The organism is Streptomyces sp. YIM 130001, assembly GCF_003574445.1.
Classification (GTDB): domain Bacteria; phylum Actinomycetota; class Actinomycetes; order Streptomycetales; family Streptomycetaceae; genus Streptomyces.
In genome coordinates this window covers 26,477-47,874 of sequence record NZ_KZ984579.1, presented here as the reverse complement: position 1 = coordinate 47,874, position 21,398 = coordinate 26,477, and the positions used below count along the sequence as shown (strand labels likewise).

At 68.9% G+C, this 21,398-nt stretch carries 19 protein-coding genes and 1 pseudogene; 5 read left to right on the top strand and 15 right to left on the bottom strand.

The annotated features are described in order from the left end of the window. Positions 1 to 46 precede the first annotated feature (46 nt). Positions 47 to 1,225 (top strand): UDP-N-acetylglucosamine--N-acetylmuramyl-(pentapeptide) pyrophosphoryl-undecaprenol N-acetylglucosamine transferase, encoded by a 1,179-nt coding sequence (locus DSC45_RS34495; protein ID WP_119295996.1) that lies wholly within the window; start codon positions 47 to 49, stop codon positions 1,223 to 1,225. Positions 1,226 to 1,238: 13 nt separating this feature from the next. Here the strand turns inward: DSC45_RS34495 and DSC45_RS34490 are convergent, their stop codons facing one another. Genes DSC45_RS34490 through rfbB form a run of 4 tightly spaced genes read right to left on the bottom strand, consistent with a single transcriptional unit; the run spans position 1,239 to position 4,787 of the window. Further along, positions 1,239 to 1,664, bottom strand: a complete 426-nt coding sequence (locus DSC45_RS34490; RefSeq protein ID WP_119295991.1) for a low molecular weight protein-tyrosine-phosphatase — start codon at positions 1,662 to 1,664, stop codon at positions 1,239 to 1,241. Beyond that, the gene (locus DSC45_RS34485) at positions 1,661 to 2,800 is read right to left on the bottom strand and encodes a DegT/DnrJ/EryC1/StrS family aminotransferase (RefSeq protein WP_119295990.1); all 1,140 of its coding nucleotides are present in this window, start codon (positions 2,798 to 2,800) and stop codon (positions 1,661 to 1,663) included. Before DSC45_RS34485 ends, DSC45_RS34490 begins: the two co-directional genes overlap by 4 nt. Next, positions 2,797 to 3,786: an ATP-grasp domain-containing protein gene (locus tag DSC45_RS34480; RefSeq protein WP_119295989.1), complete on the bottom strand. Its 990-nt coding sequence runs from the start codon at positions 3,784 to 3,786 to the stop codon at positions 2,797 to 2,799. The genes DSC45_RS34485 and DSC45_RS34480 overlap by 4 nt, the downstream gene beginning before the upstream one ends. Continuing rightward, complete coding sequence (rfbB, locus tag DSC45_RS34475; RefSeq protein ID WP_119295988.1) at positions 3,783 to 4,787, bottom strand: dTDP-glucose 4,6-dehydratase; 1,005 nt, start codon at positions 4,785 to 4,787, stop codon at positions 3,783 to 3,785. The genes DSC45_RS34480 and rfbB overlap by 4 nt, the downstream gene beginning before the upstream one ends. Positions 4,788 to 4,929: 142 nt before the next feature. Between rfbB and DSC45_RS34470 the strand changes: the two genes are divergently transcribed. Continuing rightward, on the top strand, positions 4,930 to 6,312 hold the full coding sequence (locus tag DSC45_RS34470) for a helix-turn-helix domain-containing protein (RefSeq protein WP_119295987.1): 1,383 nt from the start codon (positions 4,930 to 4,932) through the stop codon (positions 6,310 to 6,312). Between the two features lie 186 nt (positions 6,313 to 6,498). Here the strand turns inward: DSC45_RS34470 and DSC45_RS34465 are convergent, their stop codons facing one another. The 6 genes from DSC45_RS34465 to DSC45_RS35970 form a co-directional block, all read right to left on the bottom strand. Beyond that, positions 6,499 to 6,807: a hypothetical protein gene (locus tag DSC45_RS34465; protein WP_119295986.1), complete on the bottom strand. Its 309-nt coding sequence runs from the start codon at positions 6,805 to 6,807 to the stop codon at positions 6,499 to 6,501. Beyond that, complete coding sequence (locus DSC45_RS34460) at positions 6,804 to 7,001, bottom strand: toxin-antitoxin system HicB family antitoxin (RefSeq protein ID WP_240435012.1); 198 nt, start codon at positions 6,999 to 7,001, stop codon at positions 6,804 to 6,806. Before DSC45_RS34460 ends, DSC45_RS34465 begins: the two co-directional genes overlap by 4 nt. Before the next feature lie 546 nt (positions 7,002 to 7,547). Next, on the bottom strand, positions 7,548 to 8,636 hold the full coding sequence (locus DSC45_RS34450; RefSeq protein WP_162929430.1) for a methyltransferase domain-containing protein: 1,089 nt from the start codon (positions 8,634 to 8,636) through the stop codon (positions 7,548 to 7,550). Beyond that, positions 8,633 to 9,619, bottom strand: coding sequence for an ATP-grasp ribosomal peptide maturase (gene tgmB / locus DSC45_RS34445; RefSeq protein ID WP_240435011.1), 987 nt, complete (start codon positions 9,617 to 9,619; stop codon positions 8,633 to 8,635). The genes DSC45_RS34450 and tgmB overlap by 4 nt, the downstream gene beginning before the upstream one ends. Next, complete coding sequence (gene tgmA, locus DSC45_RS34440; protein ID WP_119295982.1) at positions 9,616 to 9,867, bottom strand: putative ATP-grasp-modified RiPP; 252 nt, start codon at positions 9,865 to 9,867, stop codon at positions 9,616 to 9,618. Before tgmA ends, tgmB begins: the two co-directional genes overlap by 4 nt. A gap of 68 nt (positions 9,868 to 9,935) precedes the next feature. Next, complete coding sequence (locus DSC45_RS35970; RefSeq protein WP_162929429.1) at positions 9,936 to 10,106, bottom strand: hypothetical protein; 171 nt, start codon at positions 10,104 to 10,106, stop codon at positions 9,936 to 9,938. A gap of 345 nt (positions 10,107 to 10,451) precedes the next feature. On the opposite strand from DSC45_RS35970, the gene DSC45_RS34435 reads away from it, so the two are divergent. Both DSC45_RS34435 and DSC45_RS34430 read left to right on the top strand, forming a co-directional pair. Next, entirely contained in the window at positions 10,452 to 11,696 is a 1,245-nt protein-coding gene (locus DSC45_RS34435; protein WP_240435010.1) for a helix-turn-helix domain-containing protein, read from the top strand. Between the two features lie 9 nt (positions 11,697 to 11,705). Further along, positions 11,706 to 12,179 carry a hypothetical protein gene (locus tag DSC45_RS34430; RefSeq protein WP_119295980.1) on the top strand — a complete coding sequence of 158 codons (474 nt, stop codon included), beginning with the start codon at positions 11,706 to 11,708 and terminating at the stop codon, positions 12,177 to 12,179. Positions 12,180 to 12,397: 218 nt separating this feature from the next. Here DSC45_RS34430 and DSC45_RS34425 read toward each other — a convergent pair whose 3' ends face one another. Continuing rightward, the gene (locus DSC45_RS34425) at positions 12,398 to 13,693 is read right to left on the bottom strand and encodes an OB-fold nucleic acid binding domain-containing protein (protein WP_119295979.1); all 1,296 of its coding nucleotides are present in this window, start codon (positions 13,691 to 13,693) and stop codon (positions 12,398 to 12,400) included. Positions 13,694 to 14,617: 924 nt separating this feature from the next. Beyond that, positions 14,618 to 17,860, bottom strand: a complete 3,243-nt coding sequence (locus DSC45_RS34420; RefSeq protein ID WP_240435013.1) for an RHS repeat-associated core domain-containing protein — start codon at positions 17,858 to 17,860, stop codon at positions 14,618 to 14,620. A 766-nt stretch (positions 17,861 to 18,626) separates the two neighbouring features. On the opposite strand from DSC45_RS34420, the gene DSC45_RS34415 reads away from it, so the two are divergent. Then, the gene (locus tag DSC45_RS34415) at positions 18,627 to 18,947 is read left to right on the top strand and encodes a hypothetical protein (protein WP_119295994.1); all 321 of its coding nucleotides are present in this window, start codon (positions 18,627 to 18,629) and stop codon (positions 18,945 to 18,947) included. Positions 18,948 to 18,969: 22 nt separating this feature from the next. On the opposite strand, the gene DSC45_RS34410 is transcribed toward DSC45_RS34415, so the two are convergent. From DSC45_RS34410 to DSC45_RS34400, 3 genes and pseudogenes are all read right to left on the bottom strand, one after another. Beyond that, the gene (locus DSC45_RS34410) at positions 18,970 to 19,893 is read right to left on the bottom strand and encodes a non-homologous end joining protein Ku (RefSeq protein WP_119295993.1); all 924 of its coding nucleotides are present in this window, start codon (positions 19,891 to 19,893) and stop codon (positions 18,970 to 18,972) included. A gap of 373 nt (positions 19,894 to 20,266) precedes the next feature. After that, complete coding sequence (locus DSC45_RS34405; RefSeq protein WP_119295977.1) at positions 20,267 to 20,938, bottom strand: hypothetical protein; 672 nt, start codon at positions 20,936 to 20,938, stop codon at positions 20,267 to 20,269. Positions 20,939 to 21,244: 306 nt separating this feature from the next. Next, positions 21,245 to 21,346 (bottom strand): annotated as a pseudogene (locus DSC45_RS34400) (kinase); the annotation flags it as partial. Positions 21,347 to 21,398 lie beyond the last annotated feature (52 nt).

The following is a 21,398-nucleotide window of genomic DNA, read 5'->3' as shown; positions in this document are numbered from 1 at the left end:
CACGGCACCGCCTGGGGGCAGCCCGGGTTGCGCTAGTGTGCGGCGGATGCAGCCTGCTTCGCCTGATGTTCCGTCCTCGTTCCGGCTCGTCGTCACGGGCGGCGGTACGGGAGGGCATACGTACCCGGCGCTGACCGCGGTGCGAGCTCTGCAGGCTCGGATGGCGTCCGTCGGTGGGGCGCTCGACGTGCTGTGGATCGGCACGGCGGAAGGTCTGGAGGCACGGGTCGCCCCGGCCGAAGGCATCGCCTTCACCGCGGTCCCCACAGGAAAGATCCGACGTTCGTCGAATCCGCTCAAGATGGTGTCGCCGGCGAACGTCCGGGACATGGCTCGAGTCCCGCTGGGCGTCGCGCAGGCCCGCAAGGCAATCAGCCGGTTCCGTCCCGATGTCGTCCTGGCTACCGGCGGGTTCGTCGCGGTGCCGGCGGGGCTGGCGGCGCGGATGTGTGGGCGGCCGTTGGTGCTGCACGAGCAGACGGTGCGACTCGGGCTCGCGAACCGCAAGTTGGCGAGTTCTGCGACCCGGATCGCGGTGTCGTCCGAGGCGACGCTGCCGCTGCTGCCATCGAGCGTCCGCCCAGCGGCGGTGGTCACCGGGAACCCCGTGCGACCCGAGGTGCTGGCCGGCCGGGCGGACAAGGCAGTCGCTGCGCCCGGCCTCGCCGGATTCGACCGGCGCTTGCCGACCTTGTACGTGACCGGCGGGGCGCAGGGCGCACAGCAGATCAACGGCATGATTCGAGAGGCGCTTCCGTGGCTGCTGGAGCGTGCGAACGTGATCCATCAGTGCGGACCGGGCAACGTCGAGGACTTGCAGTCCGGCGGCGCAGGGCTTCCTGACGTCTTCGCGGGCCGGTATTTCGTGACAGGGTTCGTCGGCCCGGAGCTGCCCGACATTCTGGCGCTCGCGGACGTGGTGGTATCCCGCAGCGGGGCGGGCACGCTTGCTGAGCTCACCGCGTTGGGCAAGCCAGCGGTTTTCGTGCCGCTTGCCACGTCGGCCGGCAACGAGCAGGCCCACAACGCGCGGCACCTGCAACAGGCGGGCGCTGCCGTCGCGTTGGAGGGCGACGTGTCAGGAGATCGCCTGCGGGAGGTTCTCGAGCCGCTCCTGACGGACGGGGCGCGGCGTGAGGCGATGGCGGCCGCGGCCCGAGCGCACGGCCGACCGGATGCGGCGGACCGGCTCGTCGACGTCGTCCTGGCTGCCGCAGCCGGCTGACCGTCGCGCGTCGTCACTGCAGATGGCGGGCGGCGCCGTCCTCGAGGAGTCGTACGACGGCAGCGAATGCGTCAGGTCCCTGCCCGTACGGGTCGGGGACGTCCCGGCCGTCGAGGTAGCGGGTCGTATGCGGGGCGGCCGGCGCGCCGGGCGCGTTGAGGGCGGTCAGGTTGGCGGTGTCCATGGCGAGTACGAGGTCGGCCCACTGCAGGAGTGCGGGGGTCAGGGGGACGCCGCGGTGTTCTGTGAGGTCCCAGCCGCGGTCGGCGGCAGCTTGGGTCATCATCGGATGGGCCGGGTGTCCGGCCCACTTGCCGCGGATTCCGGCGGACCGGACCTCGACGTGTGGACCGCCCCTGTGGGCGAGGATCACCGCGGCGAGTGGCGAGCGGCAGTGGTTGCCGAGGCACACGGTCAGCAGACGCCGCGGGCGCGTCACCGGGTCGCCTCGAGAGCGTGGGCCAGTTCGGTGGTCACGTGGTCGATGTCCTGCTCGGTGAGGTGCGGGTGGAAGGGCAGGGTGAGGATTTTTCGGCCGAGCTGCTCGGTGCTGGGGAGCGCGCGGTGCCACCGCCGGAAGGCGGGCTGCAGGTGGTTGGGCGGGTAGTGCGTGCCGATTGCGATGCCGCGTCCGCGGAGCCGGGAGAACACTGGGTCCCGGCGGTCCGAGTCGACGCGTACGGCGCACAGATGTGGGAGTGCGTGGTCGATGTCGACGTCGACCAGGGTGATGCCGTCGACGGTGCGGAGTGCGTCCGCGTAGGTGCGCCAGAGCGATCGGCGGCGGGTCTCGATCTTGTGCAGGTGCGGGAGTTGGGCGAGGCCGATCGCGGCGTTGAGAGACGGCATCTGGGCTCGCATCCCGAATCCGTCGACGGTGTAGCTGGTCATCTCGGCGCGTCGTGTCGGTGACTGGACGACTCCGAGGCCGCGCAGGCGGCGCAAGGTGGTGGCCTCTGTACGGGTGCGGGGCACGATCATGCCGCCCTGCCCGCAGGTCAGATTCTTGATGGGACCGAAGGAGAAGCACGTCAGGTCGCCAGTCGCGCCGACCCGCACACGGCTGGGGTGGCGGGAGCCGAAGGCGTGCGCGGCGTCCTCGACGACGGTGATGCCCCGGGCCGCGAGGACCGGCGACGCGGCGGTGAGGTCCACGGGCCGGCCGCCGTAGAGAACGGGGAGCACGATGCGGGTGTTGCCGGTCAGGGCCTCGAGGACGTGCTGGTCGTCGATGCAGCCGGTGTCCGGGTCGACGTCGATGAAACGGGGATGAGCGCCGGTGGCGACGATCGCCTGGACTGTCGCGCAGTAGGTGAATGACGGGACGACCACCTCCGTGCCCGGTTCGGCGCCGGCGGCGAGGAGCGCAAGGTGCAGTGCGGCTGTGCCGGAGGCGACGGCGACGGCGTCCTCGACGCCGAGTAGACGGGCAACGCGATGCTCGAAGGTGTCGGTGAGCTCGCTGTGACCGTACTGGCCGCTGCGCAGCGCTTGGCAAAGGGCGGTTTCCTCGCCGCCGTGGAGGTAGGGACTCGCGTTGCGGGCGATTCCCGCTGCCGTGGGTGAGGGAATCATGACGGGGCTCCTTGCGTACTGGTCAGCGTCGCCTGGTACTTGGTGAGAGTGACGTCGCGCCGGTAGGTGAGCCGGTTGTGGTTGACGTCGTGGTGGAACAGGCCGCGCAGGTACTCCCCGATGTAGTCGGCGCCTGCCGCGACGGACGTGGTGAATGCGCCGGCGATGCGGGCGTTCGCCTCGGTGATGACCACACGCCCCGGGCCGCTGCTCCCCGAGGGCTCGTCGTGAGGGCCGCGGATGAACCCCTGGACGCAGCAGGCGCCACGTAGTCCGGTCGCCGTGAGGACCGCGCGGACGCAGGCCTCGGCGCCGGCGTCGGTGAAGGTGCGGGAGACGACGGCGAGGCCTCCCTTGACCAGGAGCCGGTGGCGGAGGATGACCGAGGCGCGGCCGCCACGGTCGACGAGGCAGTCGGCGGTGAACTCCGTTCCAGTGACGTGCTCTTGCACGATCGCTTCACCGATCAGGCTGCACAGAACCCGGGCCTGCTCCCGGCTCCGGCAGAGGTGGACGTGGCGGGAGCCCTGGCCGCTGCGGGGTTTGACCACCAGCAGCCCGTCCGGGGCTTGGTCCACGTCGTCGGGCAGCAGCGTGACGGGGCCCGGGATGCCGTGCACGGCCAGGACGTGGGCGAAGTGCGCCTTGTCCGTGCAGGCCTCGACCGCGGCGGCTGGGGGCAGCCAGGTGGTGACGCCGGAATCGGCGAGCGGTCGGCGTAGCGCGAGCAGGTGGCCGAGCTCCTGCTCGACGGTGGAGAGGATCGCGTGCGGCCGGCACTCTTGGACGAGACGCAGCAGCGCCGTCCGATATCCGGCATCTGCGGCGGGCAGGGTGAGGTGCGGTTCGACGCCGGGCATGCGCAGGCCGGGCGCGTGCGGATCGCAATCCACGGCGATGACCGTGTTCCCGAGATCGCGGCAGCTCGCGGCGAGGTCGAATCCCGGAGCGCCGCCGACTCCGGTCACCAGGATCCGCCGCGTCACGGCGCGCTCCGGCGGACCCGGACGGACGACACACCGGCGGCGGGAGCGCGGAGGAGGGGCGCCCACCGGTCAGGGTTACGGCGGTACCAGGCGACGGTGTCGGCGAGGCCTTCGTCCAGGCCGCAGATCGGCCGGTAGCCCAGGTGGCGGGCCGCCTTGCTCCAGTCCATCGCGTACCGCAGGTCGTTCGCAGGGCGGTCCTCGATGTAGGTGACGTCGGCCCAGGTCGCGCCGCACAACGCCAGCAGACGGTCGGTGAGTTCACGGCTCGAGAGGTCGGTGCCGCCTGCGAGGTTGTAGACCTCGCCCGGGCGCCCGCGCCGGAGCACCGCCTCGACGCCGTGGCAGTGGTCGTCGACGTGCAGCCAGTTCCGCACGTGCTCGCCCCGGCCGTGCAGCGTCGCCTTCTGGCCGGTCAGCAGCCGCGCGATGAACAACGGGATGATCTTCTCCGGGTGCTGGTACGGGCCGTAGTTGTTCGAGGCGCGGGTCACGCACACCGGCACCCCGTGGGTCTGGTGGTACGACAGAGCAACCAGATCACTGGCTGCCTTGGACGCGGCATACGGGACGGACGGGCGCAGCGGCGCGTCCTCGCGCGCTGCGCCCGTCAGCAGCGGCCCGTACACCTCGTCGGTGGAGACGTGCACGAAACGGTCCACTCCGTGCCGGGCTGCGGCGTCCAAGAGGGTCTGCGTGCCCAGCACGTTCGTCGTCACGAACGTGCCGGCCTCATAAAACGACCGGTCGACGTGCGACTCGGCCGCGAAGTGGACGACCGCGCTGCACTGGCTCACGAGCTTGTCGACCAAGGGGCGGTCGCAGATGGTGCCGTGGACGAACCGCAGCTTGTCGCTGAGCACAGTCGCGAGGTTCTCGCTGTGCCCCGCGTAGGTGAGGGCGTCGAGGACGGTCACGCGGGTGACGTCCTCGGCCTGGACGAGGTGCTTGACGAAGTGGGAGCCGATGAACCCGGCTCCGCCGGTGACGAGGAGATCCATGGGTGCCTCCAACCAGCGGCCGCGTCGGTGCGGCATGCGAAGGCCAGCACATCACCGGCCCCCGGGGGCGCCCAGGGGATGACTGTGTGCCTGCTGTGTGCGCGCTGGCCCGAACTGGCTTGACCACGGCGCAGGTTGGGGCATGGTGAACGAGACGGCCCCGAGCAGGCGCGGCGAGGAGGACGAGGCGATGGAACTCGACCGGCACCCGCTGACGTACACGCGCCGTAGCCACCACTGGTCCATGGCCGATCTCGCCCGCCTGCTTCGCGCCCGAGCGAGACAGCTGGGGCTGCGCAGCGGCACGGACCGCAATCGGATCTGGCGCTGGGAATCAGGTACTTCCGTGCCCAGCCTCGAGAGCCAGGAACTCCTCGCCGACGTCCTCGACGTGCCGCGGGCGGCCGTCGGAGAGCTCGGCTGGCCGTACTGGCTGCCCGCGTTCGAACAGCCCGCGCCCTTCACCCCGTCGGGAAGCCGAGCCGCCCTGGAAGAGGTGCAGCGACACCGCATGGACCGCCGATCGTTCCTCATCATCAGCAGCACCGCCCTGGTCGACATGGCCGCCGACTGGGCCCGCATCGAACCCGCACATCTGGACCGCGCCCTCGACACGCACACGATCGACCCGGAACTCCTGACGTGGCTGGAGGACCGCGCGAGCGAACTGCGCGCACATGCGACCGGACCGCACCATCCCCAGGTGTCCCGCCTCATCGACGCCCACCTCGCCACCACCATCGACTTCCTCTCCGGAGCGCACAGCCCAGCCACCGAGCGACGCCTGTACACAGTCGCCGCCGAACTCGCCCTTGCCGCCGCCTGGTTACGCTTCGACGCCGACCGGCACGCTGACGCCCAACGACACTGGCAGGCCGCCGCCCACGCCGCCCACCAAGCCGGTGACCGCGACCTCGCAGCCGTGGCCTTCGCCGACCTCGGCTACCAAGGCCTCTGGCTACACCGCCCCACCGACGCAATCCACGTCCTGCAGCACGCCCGGACCCGCACCCACTCCGCCGCCGTACGCTCCCTCCTCGACGTACGCCGCGCCCGCGCCAGCGCCGTACTGCAAGACCACCGCGGCACCACCACCGCCCTCGCATCCGCCGAGACCGAACTCGACCGTATATGCCCCGATACAACGCCCGCCGCCGTGGCCTGGATGAGCCCAGCCGACCTCACAGCCGACGCCGGCCGCTGCTGGCTCGACCTCGGCGACCCCACCCGCGCCGAGACCGTCATCAGCACCGGCCTTGCCGAACTCGACCCTCGCCGCACCCGCACGAAAGCCGTGTTCCTCACCTACCGCGCTGAAGGCGCCCTACGCACCCACGACGCCCCCGCCGCAGCCGCTGCCGCCCGCGCGGCCCTGGACGCCGCCCGCGCCACCGGAGCCAGCCGATGCATCGACCTCGTCTCCACGCTCATGCACCGCCTCCACAACCACCCCGAAGCACCCCTCGCCCCAGTGGCCTCCTACGCACACGACACAGCACCACGCCATCCACTCCCAGCATCCTGAGGCGGCCGCCCGCAAAGAGCGGGTGCGTGACCCCAAATGGCCGCCGGAAGGGGCATCACTGGGGTCGCACCACCAAACCCCACGAGCACGCCGAGACCTGCCCACCGTGCACGGTGTCGACGTGTTCTCGGCTCCATCAGCGGAGGTGGAGTGACGCCTACGCGGCCGCCCTTTTCGGTTCAGTGTTCAGAGGTCGAGGACGGCGCGTAGGGCCTGATCAACACGGGCCATGACAGCTGGGTCGAGAGCGCCGCGGCGGGTCGCGTCGTCGAAGCGCTGGGCGCGAAGCTGTTGAAGGTTGACGGCGACCGCGGTGCACTCGATCGGATCGGTGATCACGACGGACATCGCGGTGTCGGGGTAGCGGCCGGCGGGGTGGAGCACGAGCGCGAGGACGGCACCGTAGGCCTTGTCGAGGTCGGTGAGAGAGACGATCAGGACATCGCGGCCGTCGGGTAGGGCCCAGACCTCGCCGCGTCGGAGATCGTGGCTCACAGGCTGTCGCCCTCGCCCGCCAGGTCCTGGCCGAGACCGAGCGCAGCGAGCTGCTGCGCGGCATCCAGGGTCGCGGCACGGCGGGCAGCCTGAACGATGTAGGCGTTGACGCTCATGCCGGCGGATTCCGCGGCGTGGCGGATCGAGGGAGCGATCTCGTTGGGGACGCGGAGCGTCATTGACGTTATCGACATGCCACCAGAATAGACACCGATTCCCGGTATCACTAGATGGTGCCATCAATCAATCAGCAGGAGGAGCAGAACCACCGGCTCACCGAAGCCGGTGAGGGGCACCTCGAGGCGAGGCTCGCGGTGCGAGGGGATGGGCAGAGAGCCGCCGGAGCTGGCCCGGCAGGACGTGAACCGGACGCTGGATCACGACAGGTACGACCCGATCGGCCTGTACCCGCTGGGGTGCCGGTGCGAGCCGTGGCCAGCTCGGACACGGCGTTCCCCCTCAAGGCGCGTGAACGCGTGATCGGCATGATCCGTGACCACGCAATGCCGGTCGGCGAGGCCGCGGCCGAGGTGGGTATCACCGCAGCCCAGGTCTACGGGCGGGCCAATCGGGACGGGATCCAATGTTCGGCGTGGAGCGGGTCAGAATTTTGACCCGGGGTCCGGGTCAAAATTCTGACCTGCTGGGTCGCCGATCGAGATCGCACACGATATGCGCGACGCGGTCGCCCCTCCTCCGCAGCCCAGGAGGTTCCCCATAGGCACCGGGGGACATCCCGTTCAGTGCTTGGCCAGGGGCCAGTGGGTTCCGGACGGAGTGTGTGTGGCGGTCTGTTCGGTGGGGGTGACGGTCAGGTGGACGTCGTGCCGCTCCACGGACTGCGGCAGTCGCTGCGCGAGGCCTTCGACGATGTCCCACAGCCGTCGTGGGCCGGTCTGGCGGACGGTTCCGTCGGTGTCGGCGAGGGCGGTTGAGCCGTCGGGGAGCCAGATGGCGACGGCCTCGATCTGGCCGGCGGGGTTCTTCCACGAGCAGGTGGTGTGGCGGGGCAGGGCGAGTGAGAGAGGGAACCCGATCCGGTCGGTGAACAGGCTCTCCGGCGTGGTGGTGGAGGTCCGTGCCGGTGCCTGCCGGGCGGCGTCGAGTGCCGGACCGTTCGGTGAGGTGTGGCGTGCTGTCATGAACCGCACGTCACTGGGGAGGAATTGGCCGGTGGCGTGTCCGTCGCCGTGGTGGACGAGGCGCACGATGCCGTGGCCGAGCGGGGCGACGATGACGCCGTCAGGGGCCAGCTGGTCGAGCAGGGCGCGGGGGATGCCGGCGGGGAGCGCGAAGGTGGCGATGATCCGCTGGTAGGGGGCGTTGTTCGGGTAGCCGAGGGTGCCGTCTCCGGCGACGATGCGTGGCCGGTGGCCGAGTTGTCCGAGGCGGGTGATCGCGTCCTGGACGAGGCCGGTGTCGGGTTCGATGCTCACCAGGTCCTGGTCGCCGAGCCTGGAGGCGAGCAGGGCGAGGTTGTAGCCGGTGCCGGTGCCCAGTTCGAGGACGCGGTCGCCGGGGCGGGCGTCGAGTGCGTCGAGCATCGCGAGCATGACGGACGGCTGACTCGATGAGCTGGTCGGCAGATTGTGGGCGTCGACCTGGGTGGTCAGCGCGTCGTCCGCATACACGGCCTCGAGGAACCCGGCATCGCCCCAGCGCACCGGTTCCCATGTGCCGTCGCGCTGTTCGAGGAAGCGCGGGACGAACAGGTGGCGCGGGACGGTCTCGAAGGCGAGGCGCCAGTCGCTGGAGCCAGTGGGGTCGAGGCTTTCGGCGAGCTTCGCGCGCAACGCGACGGCGGTGTTGTTGTCCGGCCAGGGGGTCACAGGAGAACTCCTTGCGTGAGGTAGTCGGCGTGGGCGGCGGCGATCGGCAGGCCGGTGTGATTCTCGACCCACGCCCAAGTGCCGGCGGGGTTGTTCTCGAAGAAGACCCACTCTCCGGCGGGCGTGACCGCGAAGTCCATCGCACCGAACGCGAGCCCGTGGACACTGATCAGGCGCAGGCAGGCTGAGGCGATGTCCTGCGGCACCGGGATCGTGCCGTAGGTGAGGTGGTCGGGATCGGTGCGCCAGTCGGTTCCTGCGCGGTCGGATGCAGCGTGGATGGTCGCGCCGAACACGGCGTCGCCGACGGCGATCAGCCGGACCTCGAACGCCTTGGGGATCTGCTCCTGCAGCAGGTGCGCGGTGGTGCGGATGCTGTCGTCGAGAGCGTCGACCGAGACGCGGTGGGTGGGCACCATCAACGGTCGGCCGCCGTCGACCGACGGGAGTCGGCCGCCGAGGATCGGCTTGCACACCAGCGGTCCGTCGATCTGTTTCGCGAACGCGCGGGCGGCGGCGGGGTCGTTGGTGACGATGCTGCGCGGTACGCGTAGTCCGCACTCGACGGCGGCGACCAGCTGCTGCGGCTTGTGGGAGGCGAGCCGGTCATGGTGTGGATTGTTGATCCACGGCACGGCGCGCAGCGCGGACAGCAGGTTGAGCAGGGCGGCGTCGGCCTGGTTCTGTGCCCAGGTCCGGTACGGCTCAGCCACCGCGGGGTCGATCACGGGGCGCCCGGGCCGGCGCCAGTAGACGGCCCGGATGTCGCAGAGCCGCACCGCCCGGTGCCCGTCGTCTATGACTCCGTCCCAGCCGGCCCGGTCGCCGTCGTGCGTGGCGGTCAGGGTGACCTGCTGGGGGAGGTCGGCGGCGTCGATCCGGACGAGGGGCACGTCGCGGCGGTTGAGCTGGTCGACGACCATGTCCGCGGCCGCGTCCAGCTGTTCGGCGACGACGAGCACCGGGCGGGCGGCCGCGGTCATGACGCGGGTGCGTAGTACGGGTCGTCGACGTCGTCGCCCTGGCCGTCCTGGTTGGTGTCGGTGCAGGAGGCCGCGAGCGGTCCCGTGTGCCAGGCGGAGCCGTCGGCCCGTACGTTCAGCTGCCGCGTCTCGTCGTAGCGGACCCCCTGCGCGGAGGTCGTCATCAAGGCGGGCTCGGCAGCGGCACGGGCGGCGAACGGGACGAGAGGCGCCGCATCATTCGGTCGCGGCTGGTGCAAGGTGCGCATGAGCAGTCCTTCCGATCGGTGGTGCACAGTCCGCTGCCCCGGTCGAGGCAGCGTGGTCTTGGGGGAGGTCAGCGGGTCGGCCCGAGGCCGTACATGCCCGCGCAGCACGCGCAGGCGTACAGGCGAACGCCGGCCGCGCGCAGTATCCGGACGGGGAAGCGGGCGTCGGGTGTGCCGCTGCACCAGCAGCAGGAGGAGCCCTGTCGCTGCCGCATGCTCAGCGACTCGAAGCGGATCACGGGGGCATCTGAAGGAGTCCTCATCAGGCACCCCGCACAGTCCTGCTGACGCTGTCGGGATGCTGCTGCGCATGGCGCTGTGGAGTCATCGGGGTCATCGCGGCCTCGCGCTCGTGGTGGGCGGCGGAGCTGATGGGGGCGGCCGTCCGCCCTACGGGGTGCGGGGGACGGCCGCCAGTGCGTCCAACTCGCCGCCGACCTGACGGAGTTGGCTGCACTGACAGACAGTCAACGACCGTGTGCGCTGTGGGACCATGACGCATGCGCTGCCTGCATACGGCTACCCGCCCGGCGGGTACCGGCAGGGCGACGGGGCGGCGTGGGCTCGTAGCGTGGAGGGGTGCCGTGAACCAGACGCCGGCGGTCCGGGAGGCATCCCGGAGCGGGGACTACGGGAGGGTCATCCGGCTGTCCCGCGAGGGACAGCAGATCTCCCAGCAGCAGTTGGCCGGCGTGCTCGGGATGTCGCAGTCCGCGGTGTCCCGGCTGGAGCAGCGCGGCACGGGCACGTACAGCACGGACATCCTGGCAGCGGCGTCCGCACATCTTCGGATCCCGCCGGCACTGGTGGGGCTCGCGGAGCGGCGCCCAGGCCAGGGCCAGCGGGCAGGTGAGAACGACGTGGAGCGACGCAAGCTGTTCGGTGTCGCGGCGGCCGCGGCCGCCGCGCCCGCCCTGGCCGTCCTTCCCCACGGCACCGTCGATGCCGGCACCGGTCAGGCCGCGGCGCTGCGCCTGTCCACGTCCGCGTACCGCCGGCTCGACAGTACGACCCCGTCGCGGGACCTGGCGGAGGTCGTACGGGCCCACCTAAGGCTCGTGCAGACCACCACCGCCGCAGCAACCGGTCCGGACCGCGAACGGCTCGCCGCCGTCGGCAGCGAGGCATCGAGCTTCGCCGGCTGGCTGGCGTGGGACATGGGCGACCACGGCTCGGCCCGCTCCTGGTACGGCTCCGCCGTCAAGGCCGCGCGAGCGGCCGGTGACCCGCTGCTCACCGCCTACCAGGTGGGCAGTCTGGGGCAGTTCGAGGCGTACGCGGGCAACGGCCCCGAGGCCCTGAACCTTGTCCGGCGGGCCCGCCGGACCCTCGCGGACCGGTGCCCGCCGGTGGCGACAGCCTGGCTCGCCTCGATCGAGGCCCTCGGCCACGCAGCGGCCGGCGACCGGCACGCGGCCGACCGGTCCCTGACCACCAGCCACACCGCCGCCGAGTCGCTACCTGAGGAACAGCCCCCCTGGCCCTGGGTCCTCAACTTCACACCGGAGAAGGTCGCGGCAGCCCGGGTCACGTGCGGAGCTCGGCTCGGCCTGCCCAGCTGGGTTCTCGACAGGGATGTCGAGGCGCTCGCCACCGGCCACGCCAAACAGCGCGCGCTCCTGGTCCTCGACATCGCCGCCGGCCACCTGGCCGCCGGCCGGCCCGACACCGCGTTCACCCTCGCCGCCCGCGCGCTCGACACCGGCATCCACTACCGGTCCGGCCGGATCGTCGAACGCGCCCGGGCCGTACGCCGTAGCCTCACCACCACCTCACCGCCCAAGGCGGTGAGGGAGTTCGACGAGCAGCTGCACGGCATCTACCTGTAGGAGAACACCATGCGCGTGGGGATCACCGGACACCGCGGACTGCCCCCGCAAGTCGAGCAACACGTCCGAGCCCTGCTCGATGCGGCCGTGACCGGTCACGACCCCGCCGAACTCGTCGGCATCTCCTGCATCGCTGACGGCCCCGACAGCTGGTTCGCTGAAACCGTCCTCACACACGGCGGGCGCCTCGAGGTAGTGGTGCCGGCCACCGCCTACCGCAACAGCCTCCCCGCCGAGCATCACCCCACCTACGACCGGCTGTTCGCCGCGGCCGCCGACGTCCACGAGACGGGCCTGACCGACTCCGACTCCGCCGCGCACATGGCCGGCTCCGAAATCCTCGTCGGCCTCGTGGACGAGCTGCTCGCCGTGTGGGACGGACAACCCGCCCGCGGCTACGGAGGCACCGCCGACGTCGTCACCTACGCCCACCAGACCGGCACCCCCGTACACGTCTTGTGGCCCCACGACGCCACCCGCTGAGACCCACGCGTCAGCGGGCCTCGGCCACGCAGGCGCCTCCTCGCATCGGGCCTTTCCGGAGTGCGTGCTGCGCTGGCGGCCATGTCCGGGCAGGATTTTCCGCGGAAAATTCTGGGCTCTTCGCCAACTGGTCAGTGGGTGGCTGCTCCTTGGCCGTCCGTTGGAACTTGCGCTCCCTGGCCTTCGCGGCTTCGACTCGCTCAAGGGCTGATGCAGTGTCAGCTGCGGCGATCTCTGCGGCGCTTGAGCCAGCCGGCGAGGCCCGTGCGCCGACGACGTCGCGGGGGGACTGGCGGCGGTGATGTCGGCTGGGGCGGACGAACGGGTTGCGGCGGTGCCTCGGGGGCCGCCGGAGCCGGAGGCACCTGCGGGTCTTGCTCCGCAGCTCGAGCAGACTGCAGATCGCCGGCCGAGTTGGCACCGGTCGAGGGCCTGGTCGCGGGCGGGGCGGACTTGTGTGGTGCTGCGGGCGGTGGCGTTCGGCGCGGGCGAGGCGTAGTGCGGCGTTGGCCCGGCGCCATCGCGGGGGATGGGGTTCGCCGGGCCGGGGTGGGGGTGGACCGCTCGGTTGCGCGTTGGTGATCGGTGAGTGCGGGTGGGCTGGTCGGTTGCGTGGCGGTGCCGATGTGGTCGTCGGTGTGCCAGTAAGCGATCTGCCAGGCCTCTTTGGCGAAGAGGCGCAGTTGTGGGGTGCGGCTGCCGGGGAAGATCTTCCAGGTTCCGATAGCCAGGACGTGTGTGCCGGTGGTGAGCGGTTCGATCAGGCTGGGGTGCATGGAGCGCAGTACGACCTCGAATTCTTTGCCGTCGAGGTCGGTGTGGTCGGCGAGGTACACGAAGGGTCGGTCGCTGCGGTCACGGCGGACACGCTGGACGGTGCCGTACACGGCTACCGGGTGTGACAAGGGTGCTGTCTTGGCGCCGGTCGAGACGAGACGCTCCATCAGTGCCCCGTAGGAGGCGGCGGTGGGTCCGTAGCAGAACCGCCCCCAGGGGATCGTGCTCTTGCGGCCGTGGGGCTGGACCTTGAACTTCGCGACGAGCTTGTCGTCGAACGCGTTGAGCTGGAGGAAGCGAGCTATCTTCGCGGCGCAGTTCAGCAAGGGCGGCAGCGGGGGCGGCACCGTGTCGATCTGCTGGGCGGTGACGCCCGGTGGGGGCAGCTGCGGCTGCATATCCACGGGGCCAGGGGCCAGAGCCTTGACGTCGCTCGGGAGAGTCAGTTTGAGGACGCCGTCGTCGACCTGTGCCAGGCCTTGCGCGCCCTGCGCGATCGAGGTGATGACTGCGATCGGGTTGAGCGGGCAGCTCTGTGCGTGCCGGGCGTTGGGGTTGAGAGCGAAGTGTGCGCGGTAGCTGGCTCCGTTGCGTTTCACGTACGTGCCTGTGCCGTGCACCGCGGCATCGCAGGTCGAGCAGATCAACTCGTGTTTGTTGGTGTACCAGACGGGTTCGCTGTCGATCTGTTTGGCGGAGACAGGCCGCTGTCCGTCCTTGATCCTCGCCCGGTCCACGCCTGCCCCCGCCCGTCGACAGCTCGATCGAGCGTCCAGGTGATCACATCGGTCACCGCTGCGGTAGGCAGCCTCCGTCTTGGCCCCTGGGACGCTGCTCCGTCGGGTAGCGGTCCGGTCAGCTAGATTTCGAAGCATGACCGATTCGCCCCGCCGCATCGCCCCCCGCACAGACCCCGGAGGCGCGGCACTCATCCTCGGCTGTCAGCCATCACAGATCGGTCCATGCGCGCGCTGCCAAGGCCTGACCACCCGGTACGGGACCCACGCGAACCCGGTCTGTCCTGCCTGCCTGGTGAATGGCGCCGCCTGACGACAGGCGGCACCGCCCGAACCGCCCAATTGCGTGCGGTCAGGCGCCCTTGCGTGCCTTGGAGGTTGTCTTCTTTGCCGGCGGCTTCTTCTTCGCGGTGGACTTCTTCGCGGCCGTCTAATGGCGTGACTCGATCTTCGATTGATTCATCGATGACTGGCCAACTCTACGACCCCCGCCGCGATCAAGATCCCTATGATGCAGAAGAGGGCTCCCGCCACCCGGAACACCCACGCATGTGCCGCCGAAGCCTTTCTGCCACGGTTCTCACCGAAGAGGAATCTTGAGCTGGACGCATTAATCCTCTCCAATGATTTCGCGGAAATGGCGAATGCGGCGCCCGCCACGATCATCATCAGTCCGATTGCCACGTTCATTCAAACATCACCTCGCACCGATCTTCTTATTCGGACCCATTATCCTTAATCCCTTTTCTCTTTTTGTAGCCCGCCCAGAGTCTGTGGCATACGAACCCGAACCCCAGCATCCACGCTACGAAGAAAGCGATCAAAAAATTGGTCGAGGGCTCCCATCCCTCCGCTGCCATTACACACGTCCCTTCCGGAAGCCGGGGTCGCGATTCCTCGCGACCCCGGCTCGGGTTTGCTTGGTCAGAATTGAACGTGGGCTCCGACTGAACACCCTGGAGTGCTCAGACTGCCGCCACCGCCAACCGAAGCTCCGCTACCGCCCAGGTTGACCTCACCCTCGGCGGCAATTGCGCTGCAGTTGGCGTATCCCCAACCGTCCGTACCCTTCGAAATGTCGGCGCTGTTGATCTGCGAACTGAAACCACCCCCGGGCGTACCCAGCCCGATCCGGAAGTACCCGCCTCCCTCGCTGCCGTCGATATTCTCCGCATATCCGCCACCGACGCAGATGAAGAAGCAGATCTCTCCACCGAGGGACCACGAAGCAAGCCCGCTGGGGTCGATCCTATTGGTGGGGTCGCCGGAGGCGTAGAGGTAGGGGTTGGCCTCAAGGCCGGACGGGTCCTGCTGGGTGAAGCGTCCGGTGCGGGGGTCCATGTAGCGCGCGGAAAGGTGGTACAGCCCGGTGGGGTCTTGGTAGCCGCCGGCGAAGCGGTGAGGCTGGGGAACCTTTTCGGTGGGGACGGTGACCCCGCGGGGGCTGTAGTAGTAGGTGTTGACCTTCTCGCCCTGGTCGTCGACGACCGCCTTCACGCTGCCGACGGCGTCGGTGAGGTAGTAGTACGTGCCCTCGGAACGCGTCGGGGTCTCCGTGCGGAACGAATTGGCCTTGCCGTTGGGTTCACGGGTGAAGTCCATGTCCACGCCGCCAGATGTCTGCGAGGACAGGCCGACCGGGCCGTGGTGGAACGTCGTGTCACCAAACTGGATGCGCTCGGAGTTGTCCGTGCTTCCGTAGCGGGCCTTGTAGTCCTTACCACCCTGGGTGATCCCGGTGAGCTGCGAGTGGTCGCTCCAGGTGGCATCCGTGCGGGCAGTCTCCGGAGTCGGTGCACCGGCGGTCTCGTTGCCGGTCTCGTCGTAGGACCAGCCGTTGGAGTCGCCGTTCTTGCCGGTGATCTGTGAAGCGTCGTTGTAGTCGTAGGTGGTGCCGCCGGGGCAGCCCGCCTTGATGCCCTGGGAGGTGAGGTTGCCGGCCTTGTCGTAGCAGTACAGCCAGCTGTTCGCGGTGGTCGAGCCCTCAGTCTCCTTGGTGAACGTCAACCGGCCCGCGGAGTTGTACTCGTAGGCGCGCTTGAGTCCTTCAACTGCGTCGGTCTCCGAGCGGATCTGGGTACCGTCCTTCTTGGCGCCCCCGTCGGTGTACGAGTAGTCGTAGGCCAGGTCAATCAGCGTGCCCTTGGCGGAGGTGGCCTTGATCCGCTCGGCCCGGTTGGCCTTGTCACGCGTGACCGTCTCGACCGTCCCACCCGGGTAACTGGTCTTGGTGCGGGCGTCGTTGGCGTTGTACTCGTAGCCGGTCTTCTTGCCCTGCGCGTCCGTGAGGGCGACGAGCCGGTTGACCTTGTCGTAGGTGTACTTCACCTCGCCGGACGGATCGGTGTAGGACTCGACGTTGCCCTCGGCCGTGTAGGCCAACACGGTCTGGGAGCCGTCCTGCAGGGTGCGCACGGTTTCCCGGGAGAGCGGGTCGAAGTCGTACTTCGTCACCCCGGTCGAGTCGGAGCGCTGCTTGAGGTTGCCGTCACCGTCGTAGGCATAGGTGACCGTGGTGTTCGTGGTCGAGACCTTGGTGATGCGGTCCCGGCCGTCGTACACGAACACCGACTTGATACCCCGACCGTCGGTCGCGGTCTCCGCACGGCCCAACTCGTCGTAGGTGTAAGTCGTTTCACCCACCGGACCGGGCGGGGTCGCCTTCGCCAGGTTCCCCTTGGAGTCGTAATTGAACTTGGTGACCTTGTCGTTGGCGTCCTTCACCTCACAGCGCTGGCCCTCGAACCCGCCACAGGTCGCGTCGGCCGGGTTGTAGGCGAAGGTGCGAGTACCACCCTCAGCACCGCCGACGGTTTCCTTGGTGGTGTTGCCCTTGGAGTCGTAGGTGTAATCGACCACGACACCGTCAGCGGACGTGATCTTGCCGGGAACGTCGGCGCCGGCGATGGTCTTGTAGCCAGTCAGCGATGTTGTGGCACCCGTGGGCAGTTTCAACGACGTGGCGTTGGAACGGTCGTCCCAGCCATAGGCGGTGACGTTACCCGGCGCGCCACCTACGCCCATGGCGTCGACAGCCGTCTCCAGGTTGAGATTGGCGTCGTAGGTCGACTCGCGATTCTTGCCAAGCGCGTCCGTGACCTTGGTGATCTCGCCGTTGGCCTCATGCGCATAGGTGGTGGTGTTCCCGGCGGGGTCTGACACCTTCGTGGTGCCCGCGTCGCCTTCGCCCGCGGTGTACGTGTAGGTGTAGGTGGGGCCGGTCTCGCCGGAGCCGTCGAAGTTGGTGGCGCGCTTCATCGACGTGACGCGGTTGTCGCTGTCGTAGGTGAAGACCGTGACCCGCCCCTCGGGGGTGGTGATCTTCGTCAGGCGGCGGTCGGAGTCGTAGCCGAACTCGGTCGCCTTGCCCTCGGTGTCGGTGACCTTCGTCAGGTCGCCGGCCTCGTTGAGGTCGTAGACCACGGTGCGGCCGGCGTTGTCCTTGGCCTGCCACTGCGACGCATCCGTCTTCGTCAGGTCGATGAAGCGGCCCGAACGCTTGTCGGTGAGCTGGAACCCGGTGTGGTCGGCGCCGTCGTCGTGCTGCTCGACGCTGACCTCGCCCTTGTTGCGGTCAGTGATCTTGAGCAGGGTGCCCGAGGCGCTGTAGGTGTCCTTGGTGCCGGATCCGCGCTCGGTGACCGTGAACTCGCCGCTGTCGGTCTTCTTCAAGTCGAGCCGGTAGCCCTTGGCCGTGGTGTACGTACCGTCGGCCTTCTTCGTGAACGTGACCGCACCCGCGGTCCCGTCGTACAGGACGACTTGGTCGTCCTCGATCTGCAGGTAGCGCTCGTAGTTCTGCCACCAGCGCTGCGACATCTTCCCCCACGGCGCTTCCAGCGAGTTGTAGGTGCGCGTCAGCTGCAGCGACTGGCCGACACCGGCGACCTGGAGGTCGGTGCCGGCGAGCATCAGGTTGCCGGTCGAGTAGTTGATCCGGGCCACCAGAGAGTCCGTGACCCGGACATCCGAGATCTGGTGATAGGGCACATCGCCCTGGCCCTTGGGCACGACCGCGGCAACAGCCTTCGCGGCCCGCTTGCGCTTGTCCGTCGCCGTAGAGGCCCGATCCTTCTGCGCGGCGCGCCAGGCAGCCACCTCGGCCGATGGCTGCTTCTCGCCCACGGCCTTGGGCGCCTGGTTCTTGCCGACCTTCACTGCCGGCATCTTCGCCTTGTCGCCGTTCTTGCCCCAAACCGACACCGGCTTGTCGGGCTCGCCCGGCGCGGCCATCGCCGCCGGTATCGCCCCAGCAGCCAGTGCACCTGCGACAACGAGCGCGATTGCGGAGCGTCTGGCGGTGATCTGACTGCGTCTGAGCCGTACTCCTGTGGTGCGTGAAGACATGCTTCTCCTCAGAGACATGTGAAAGCCCAGTGACCCCCACGGTCACTGGGCTCACGCACTCCATCACGCAACGCACACGACCGAACAGGCGTTCGCTGATGGTTGTGGTGATTTTCAGCCATACCTCGATCGGAGGTGAAAGCGACGCCCGAGGCGAGCTCGTTTTGACTGATTTGCGGCCGTGACGGCATCCGGCCTCTTGCGCGGCAATGGAAGCACGCTCACCCCGTGCGGGATTTGCAACTTCATTACGCATGCGCCGACTTGGCGTAGACCAAAGGTACGAACGGAAGCCCGTCGTCTCACCGCAGGGCGTGGCACCGGGGCGCACCTCTCGTGTCGCTGGGTTATTCACGTGATTCTCACGCGCTCCGCGCAGCTACCTGAAATGACCGTTTCCTCTGGCTGAATCATCACTGTAAGTCGACCTTTGGCCTGCGCCCGCTCGGTCAAGCTGACGTAAAAGGAGCCTCGCTCCCACCGCCCCAGTTGCTGCCACGTGTGGTGCGCCGCTGCCGATCGGTCTCCGCGGTCAGTACGCAGTGCCGCTGATGCCGCTGATGCCGCTGCCGAGGCGGTAGTAGTGATGACTTCCCGCCAGGATCTGCTGAGCGCACAGGACGAGCTGCGGCGTACGCAAGCCGCCCTCACCGAGTTGAGTAGGGACTTGCCGTGGTCAGTGGACCCGATGGAGGGCTGGGAAAGGCCGGCCCCGCGGCGTGACGACTCGCCTGGCTACAGCGAGCAGCAGCGCGCCGATATGCAGCGCCTGACGGAAGAGGCCCGGAAGGCTGCGGAGGCCGTGTCCACGCATCCCAACTGGGATGGACTGTCAGGACGCTCCTTGGTGGAGGCGCGGATGCGCCTCAAGCACGTCCACGAGCCGGACTCCGCCGAGGTCGGGTGACGGGCACGCCAAGTGCGTGCGGTCACGCGCCCCTGCGTGCCTTGGAGACCGCTTTCTTCGCCGGCGGCTTCTTCTTCGCGGCCGTCTTCTTCGCGGTGGACTTCTTCACGGCCGTCTTCTTCTTCGGCATCTCGTGGACGGTGGCGTTTTCGTCTCCCTCGCCGCGGGCCGTTTTGGCCTTCTGTACGGAGTCCTGCAACGCGGCCATCAGGTCGACGACTTGTCCGGCCGGCTCTTCCCCTGTCTCGGGCTTCGGCGGCTTCTTCCCTTCAGCCTTCGCCGCCAGGACGTCCTCGATAGCCGTCGTGTAGCGGTCGGTGGCCCACTCCTGATCGGCGATGCCGTCCGAGGCCATCGACTCGATCAGCTGCATGGCCTGGTCGATCTCGTCGTCGGTCACGTCGACCGGCTTCGGGGCCAGGGACTCCGGGGAGCGGACTTCGTCGGGCCACTTCATCGCGTGGAGGACGATGGTGTCGCCTTTGACGCGGAGCAGGCCGAGGCGTTCGCGGCCGCGCCACGCGAACTTCGCGATCGCCGCCTTCTCGGAGCGCTCGAGGGCCTTGCGCAGCAGGACGTACGGTTTCGCCGCGACCTGCCCGTCGCCTTGCAGGAAGTAGCCGTCGCCGATGCGGATGGGGTCGATCGATTCGTACGGAACGAAAGCCGCGATCTCGATCGCTTTCGCGGTCGGGAGCGGGATCTGGTCGAGCTCGGCGTCGCTGACCGCGACGAGGGTGTCTTTCGACAGCTCGTAGCCCTTGCCGATCTCCGCGTTCGCGACCTCTTTGTCATCGAGTTCACAGACCTTGCGAGTGCGGATCCGACCCATGTCCTCGAGGTGGTACTGGTGAAACCGGATCGAGTGGTCCTCGGTGGCCGGCAGCACCTTGATCGGGATCGTGACCAGGCCAAACGAGATCGCTCCGGACCAGACAGGGCGCATGAGGTACCTCCGCGACAGCCCCGAGCAGCAGCTCCAGCGTAGTGCGGCGGGTTCACCGCGGCGCGGCGGCCGAGACCGTCTCGCGCGCGTCGAGGGCGGGATGCTGCTGGCGTCGTCAGCGGTCGATGGCTGGGATCCGGCGCCGAGTTTGCGCAGGTGCTGTTCGGTGACGTGGGCCAGGTAGTCGTGGCGGGTGAACGTCTCCTCGAGGGCGACGTCGAGGTAGTAACTGCGGGTGGTGCCGCGGTGGTCTCGGACGAGGTTCGCGAGCACCTCGGCCCCTCTCGCGAGGAGCTGCCTACCTACAGCCTTCATGGGTGCCCCCGCCTCGGCTTACGCCGAGGCGGGGGCGCTTGAGCGTTAACCCTGGCTGTCAGTTGGCCGCCGTCATCAGTTCGGCGGCCGGCACGACCTGCGCTTCGCTTTCCGGCGCGCAAGCGCAGGGGATGATCAGGTACTGCAGGCCACTAGGGATGTGCAGACTGTAGCCATCGGGGAGGCCGGAATCGTCCTCTTCACCCATGGCGTGGGCCCGGGCCTTGTAGTTGGCGATCTCTGGAGTGTCCTCGATCAGCTCGGCATCGACGATGCCGAGCTCGAAAAGGAACTCCCGGTCGTGACAGGCGGCGCAGGTCGGCGCAGGAGAGTCGTCACGTGCCTCCACCCGGAGCCTGGCCAAGTAGGCGGCGGTAGCGTGTGGATCGTCCCCGGTGTGCAGCGGCGGGCAGTCGCTGTGGTCGGCTCGGCCACAGCCGCCACAGGCGGAGCAGGCGACTAGGACCAGTCCCGGGCGACTGCGTTCGAGGTCCATCGGAACGACCTTTCCCGACAGTCCGCCGTGCAGACCGGTGCCCTCGCAGTCCTGACACGGGGCAGTGCCGTCGAGTTCGGGCCTGAGGGCCACAGGGAAGTACAGGTACTCCGACGGCGGCTCGGACCCTGCAGGGATAGGGCGACGGACGGCTTTTAGGGCCTTCTGCAGACTTTCGCCGGTCCGGGCACGGCGGGCCTTGGCGGCGTTCTTGCGAGCGTGGTTCTTCACCATCGCGGACTCGATTCTGGCGTGCGGTCCCATGACCCGACGACGCCGATAGCCGCGGGTGACTTAACGGTGGAGATGCAGCGCACCTTCGGGCCGTGTGTTCCGACCGGTCATGGGCCAATCGAGGCCGGGGCCGCCACTCACCGGCCCAACGAGCCGAGAACATAGCTGACTTCACGCATCCGTAGCAACCCAGGACGCGAAGCGGCTGCAACTGACCTCGCTCCCCGCCGAACCACGCGCAAAGCCGTGACTTTGCGCGTCCGTGAGCAGCCGGCCGGCCTCGCCCCGTCGGGCCGCGGAAGGGCAGTTGCGGCCGGCCTTCTCGCGCACTGCGGCCGCCACGGGTGATTTGCCGGAGGCGCTGGTGCCGCGCAGGAGGACGAGTCGGGTCTGTTCGCGTCCCGCCATCACGACCAGCACCGTACCGGCCGGGTCCGACAGGGGCGGGGGCCGGCGACTG

Coding starts and splice junctions, on each gene's coding strand:
- DSC45_RS34415 (WP_119295994.1), top strand. CDS start 18,627: ATGACTTCCCGCCAGGATCTGCTGAGCGCACAGGACGAGCTGCGGCGT.
- DSC45_RS34405 (WP_119295977.1), bottom strand. CDS start 20,938: ATGGTGAAGAACCACGCTCGCAAGAACGCCGCCAAGGCCCGCCGTGCC.
- DSC45_RS34410 (WP_119295993.1), bottom strand. CDS start 19,893: ATGCGCCCTGTCTGGTCCGGAGCGATCTCGTTTGGCCTGGTCACGATC.
- DSC45_RS34420 (WP_240435013.1), bottom strand. CDS start 17,860: ATGCCGGCAGTGAAGGTCGGCAAGAACCAGGCGCCCAAGGCCGTGGGC.
- tgmB (WP_240435011.1), bottom strand. CDS start 9,619: ATGACCGCGGCCGCCCGCCCGGTGCTCGTCGTCGCCGAACAGCTGGAC.
- DSC45_RS34470 (WP_119295987.1), top strand. CDS start 4,930: ATGGTGAACGAGACGGCCCCGAGCAGGCGCGGCGAGGAGGACGAGGCG.
- rfbB (WP_119295988.1), bottom strand. CDS start 4,787: ATGGATCTCCTCGTCACCGGCGGAGCCGGGTTCATCGGCTCCCACTTC.
- tgmA (WP_119295982.1), bottom strand. CDS start 9,867: ATGCGCACCTTGCACCAGCCGCGACCGAATGATGCGGCGCCTCTCGTC.
- DSC45_RS34460 (WP_240435012.1), bottom strand. CDS start 7,001: ATGTCGATAACGTCAATGACGCTCCGCGTCCCCAACGAGATCGCTCCC.
- DSC45_RS34430 (WP_119295980.1), top strand. CDS start 11,706: ATGCGCGTGGGGATCACCGGACACCGCGGACTGCCCCCGCAAGTCGAG.
- DSC45_RS34485 (WP_119295990.1), bottom strand. CDS start 2,800: ATGATTCCCTCACCCACGGCAGCGGGAATCGCCCGCAACGCGAGTCCC.
- DSC45_RS34495 (WP_119295996.1), top strand. CDS start 47: ATGCAGCCTGCTTCGCCTGATGTTCCGTCCTCGTTCCGGCTCGTCGTC.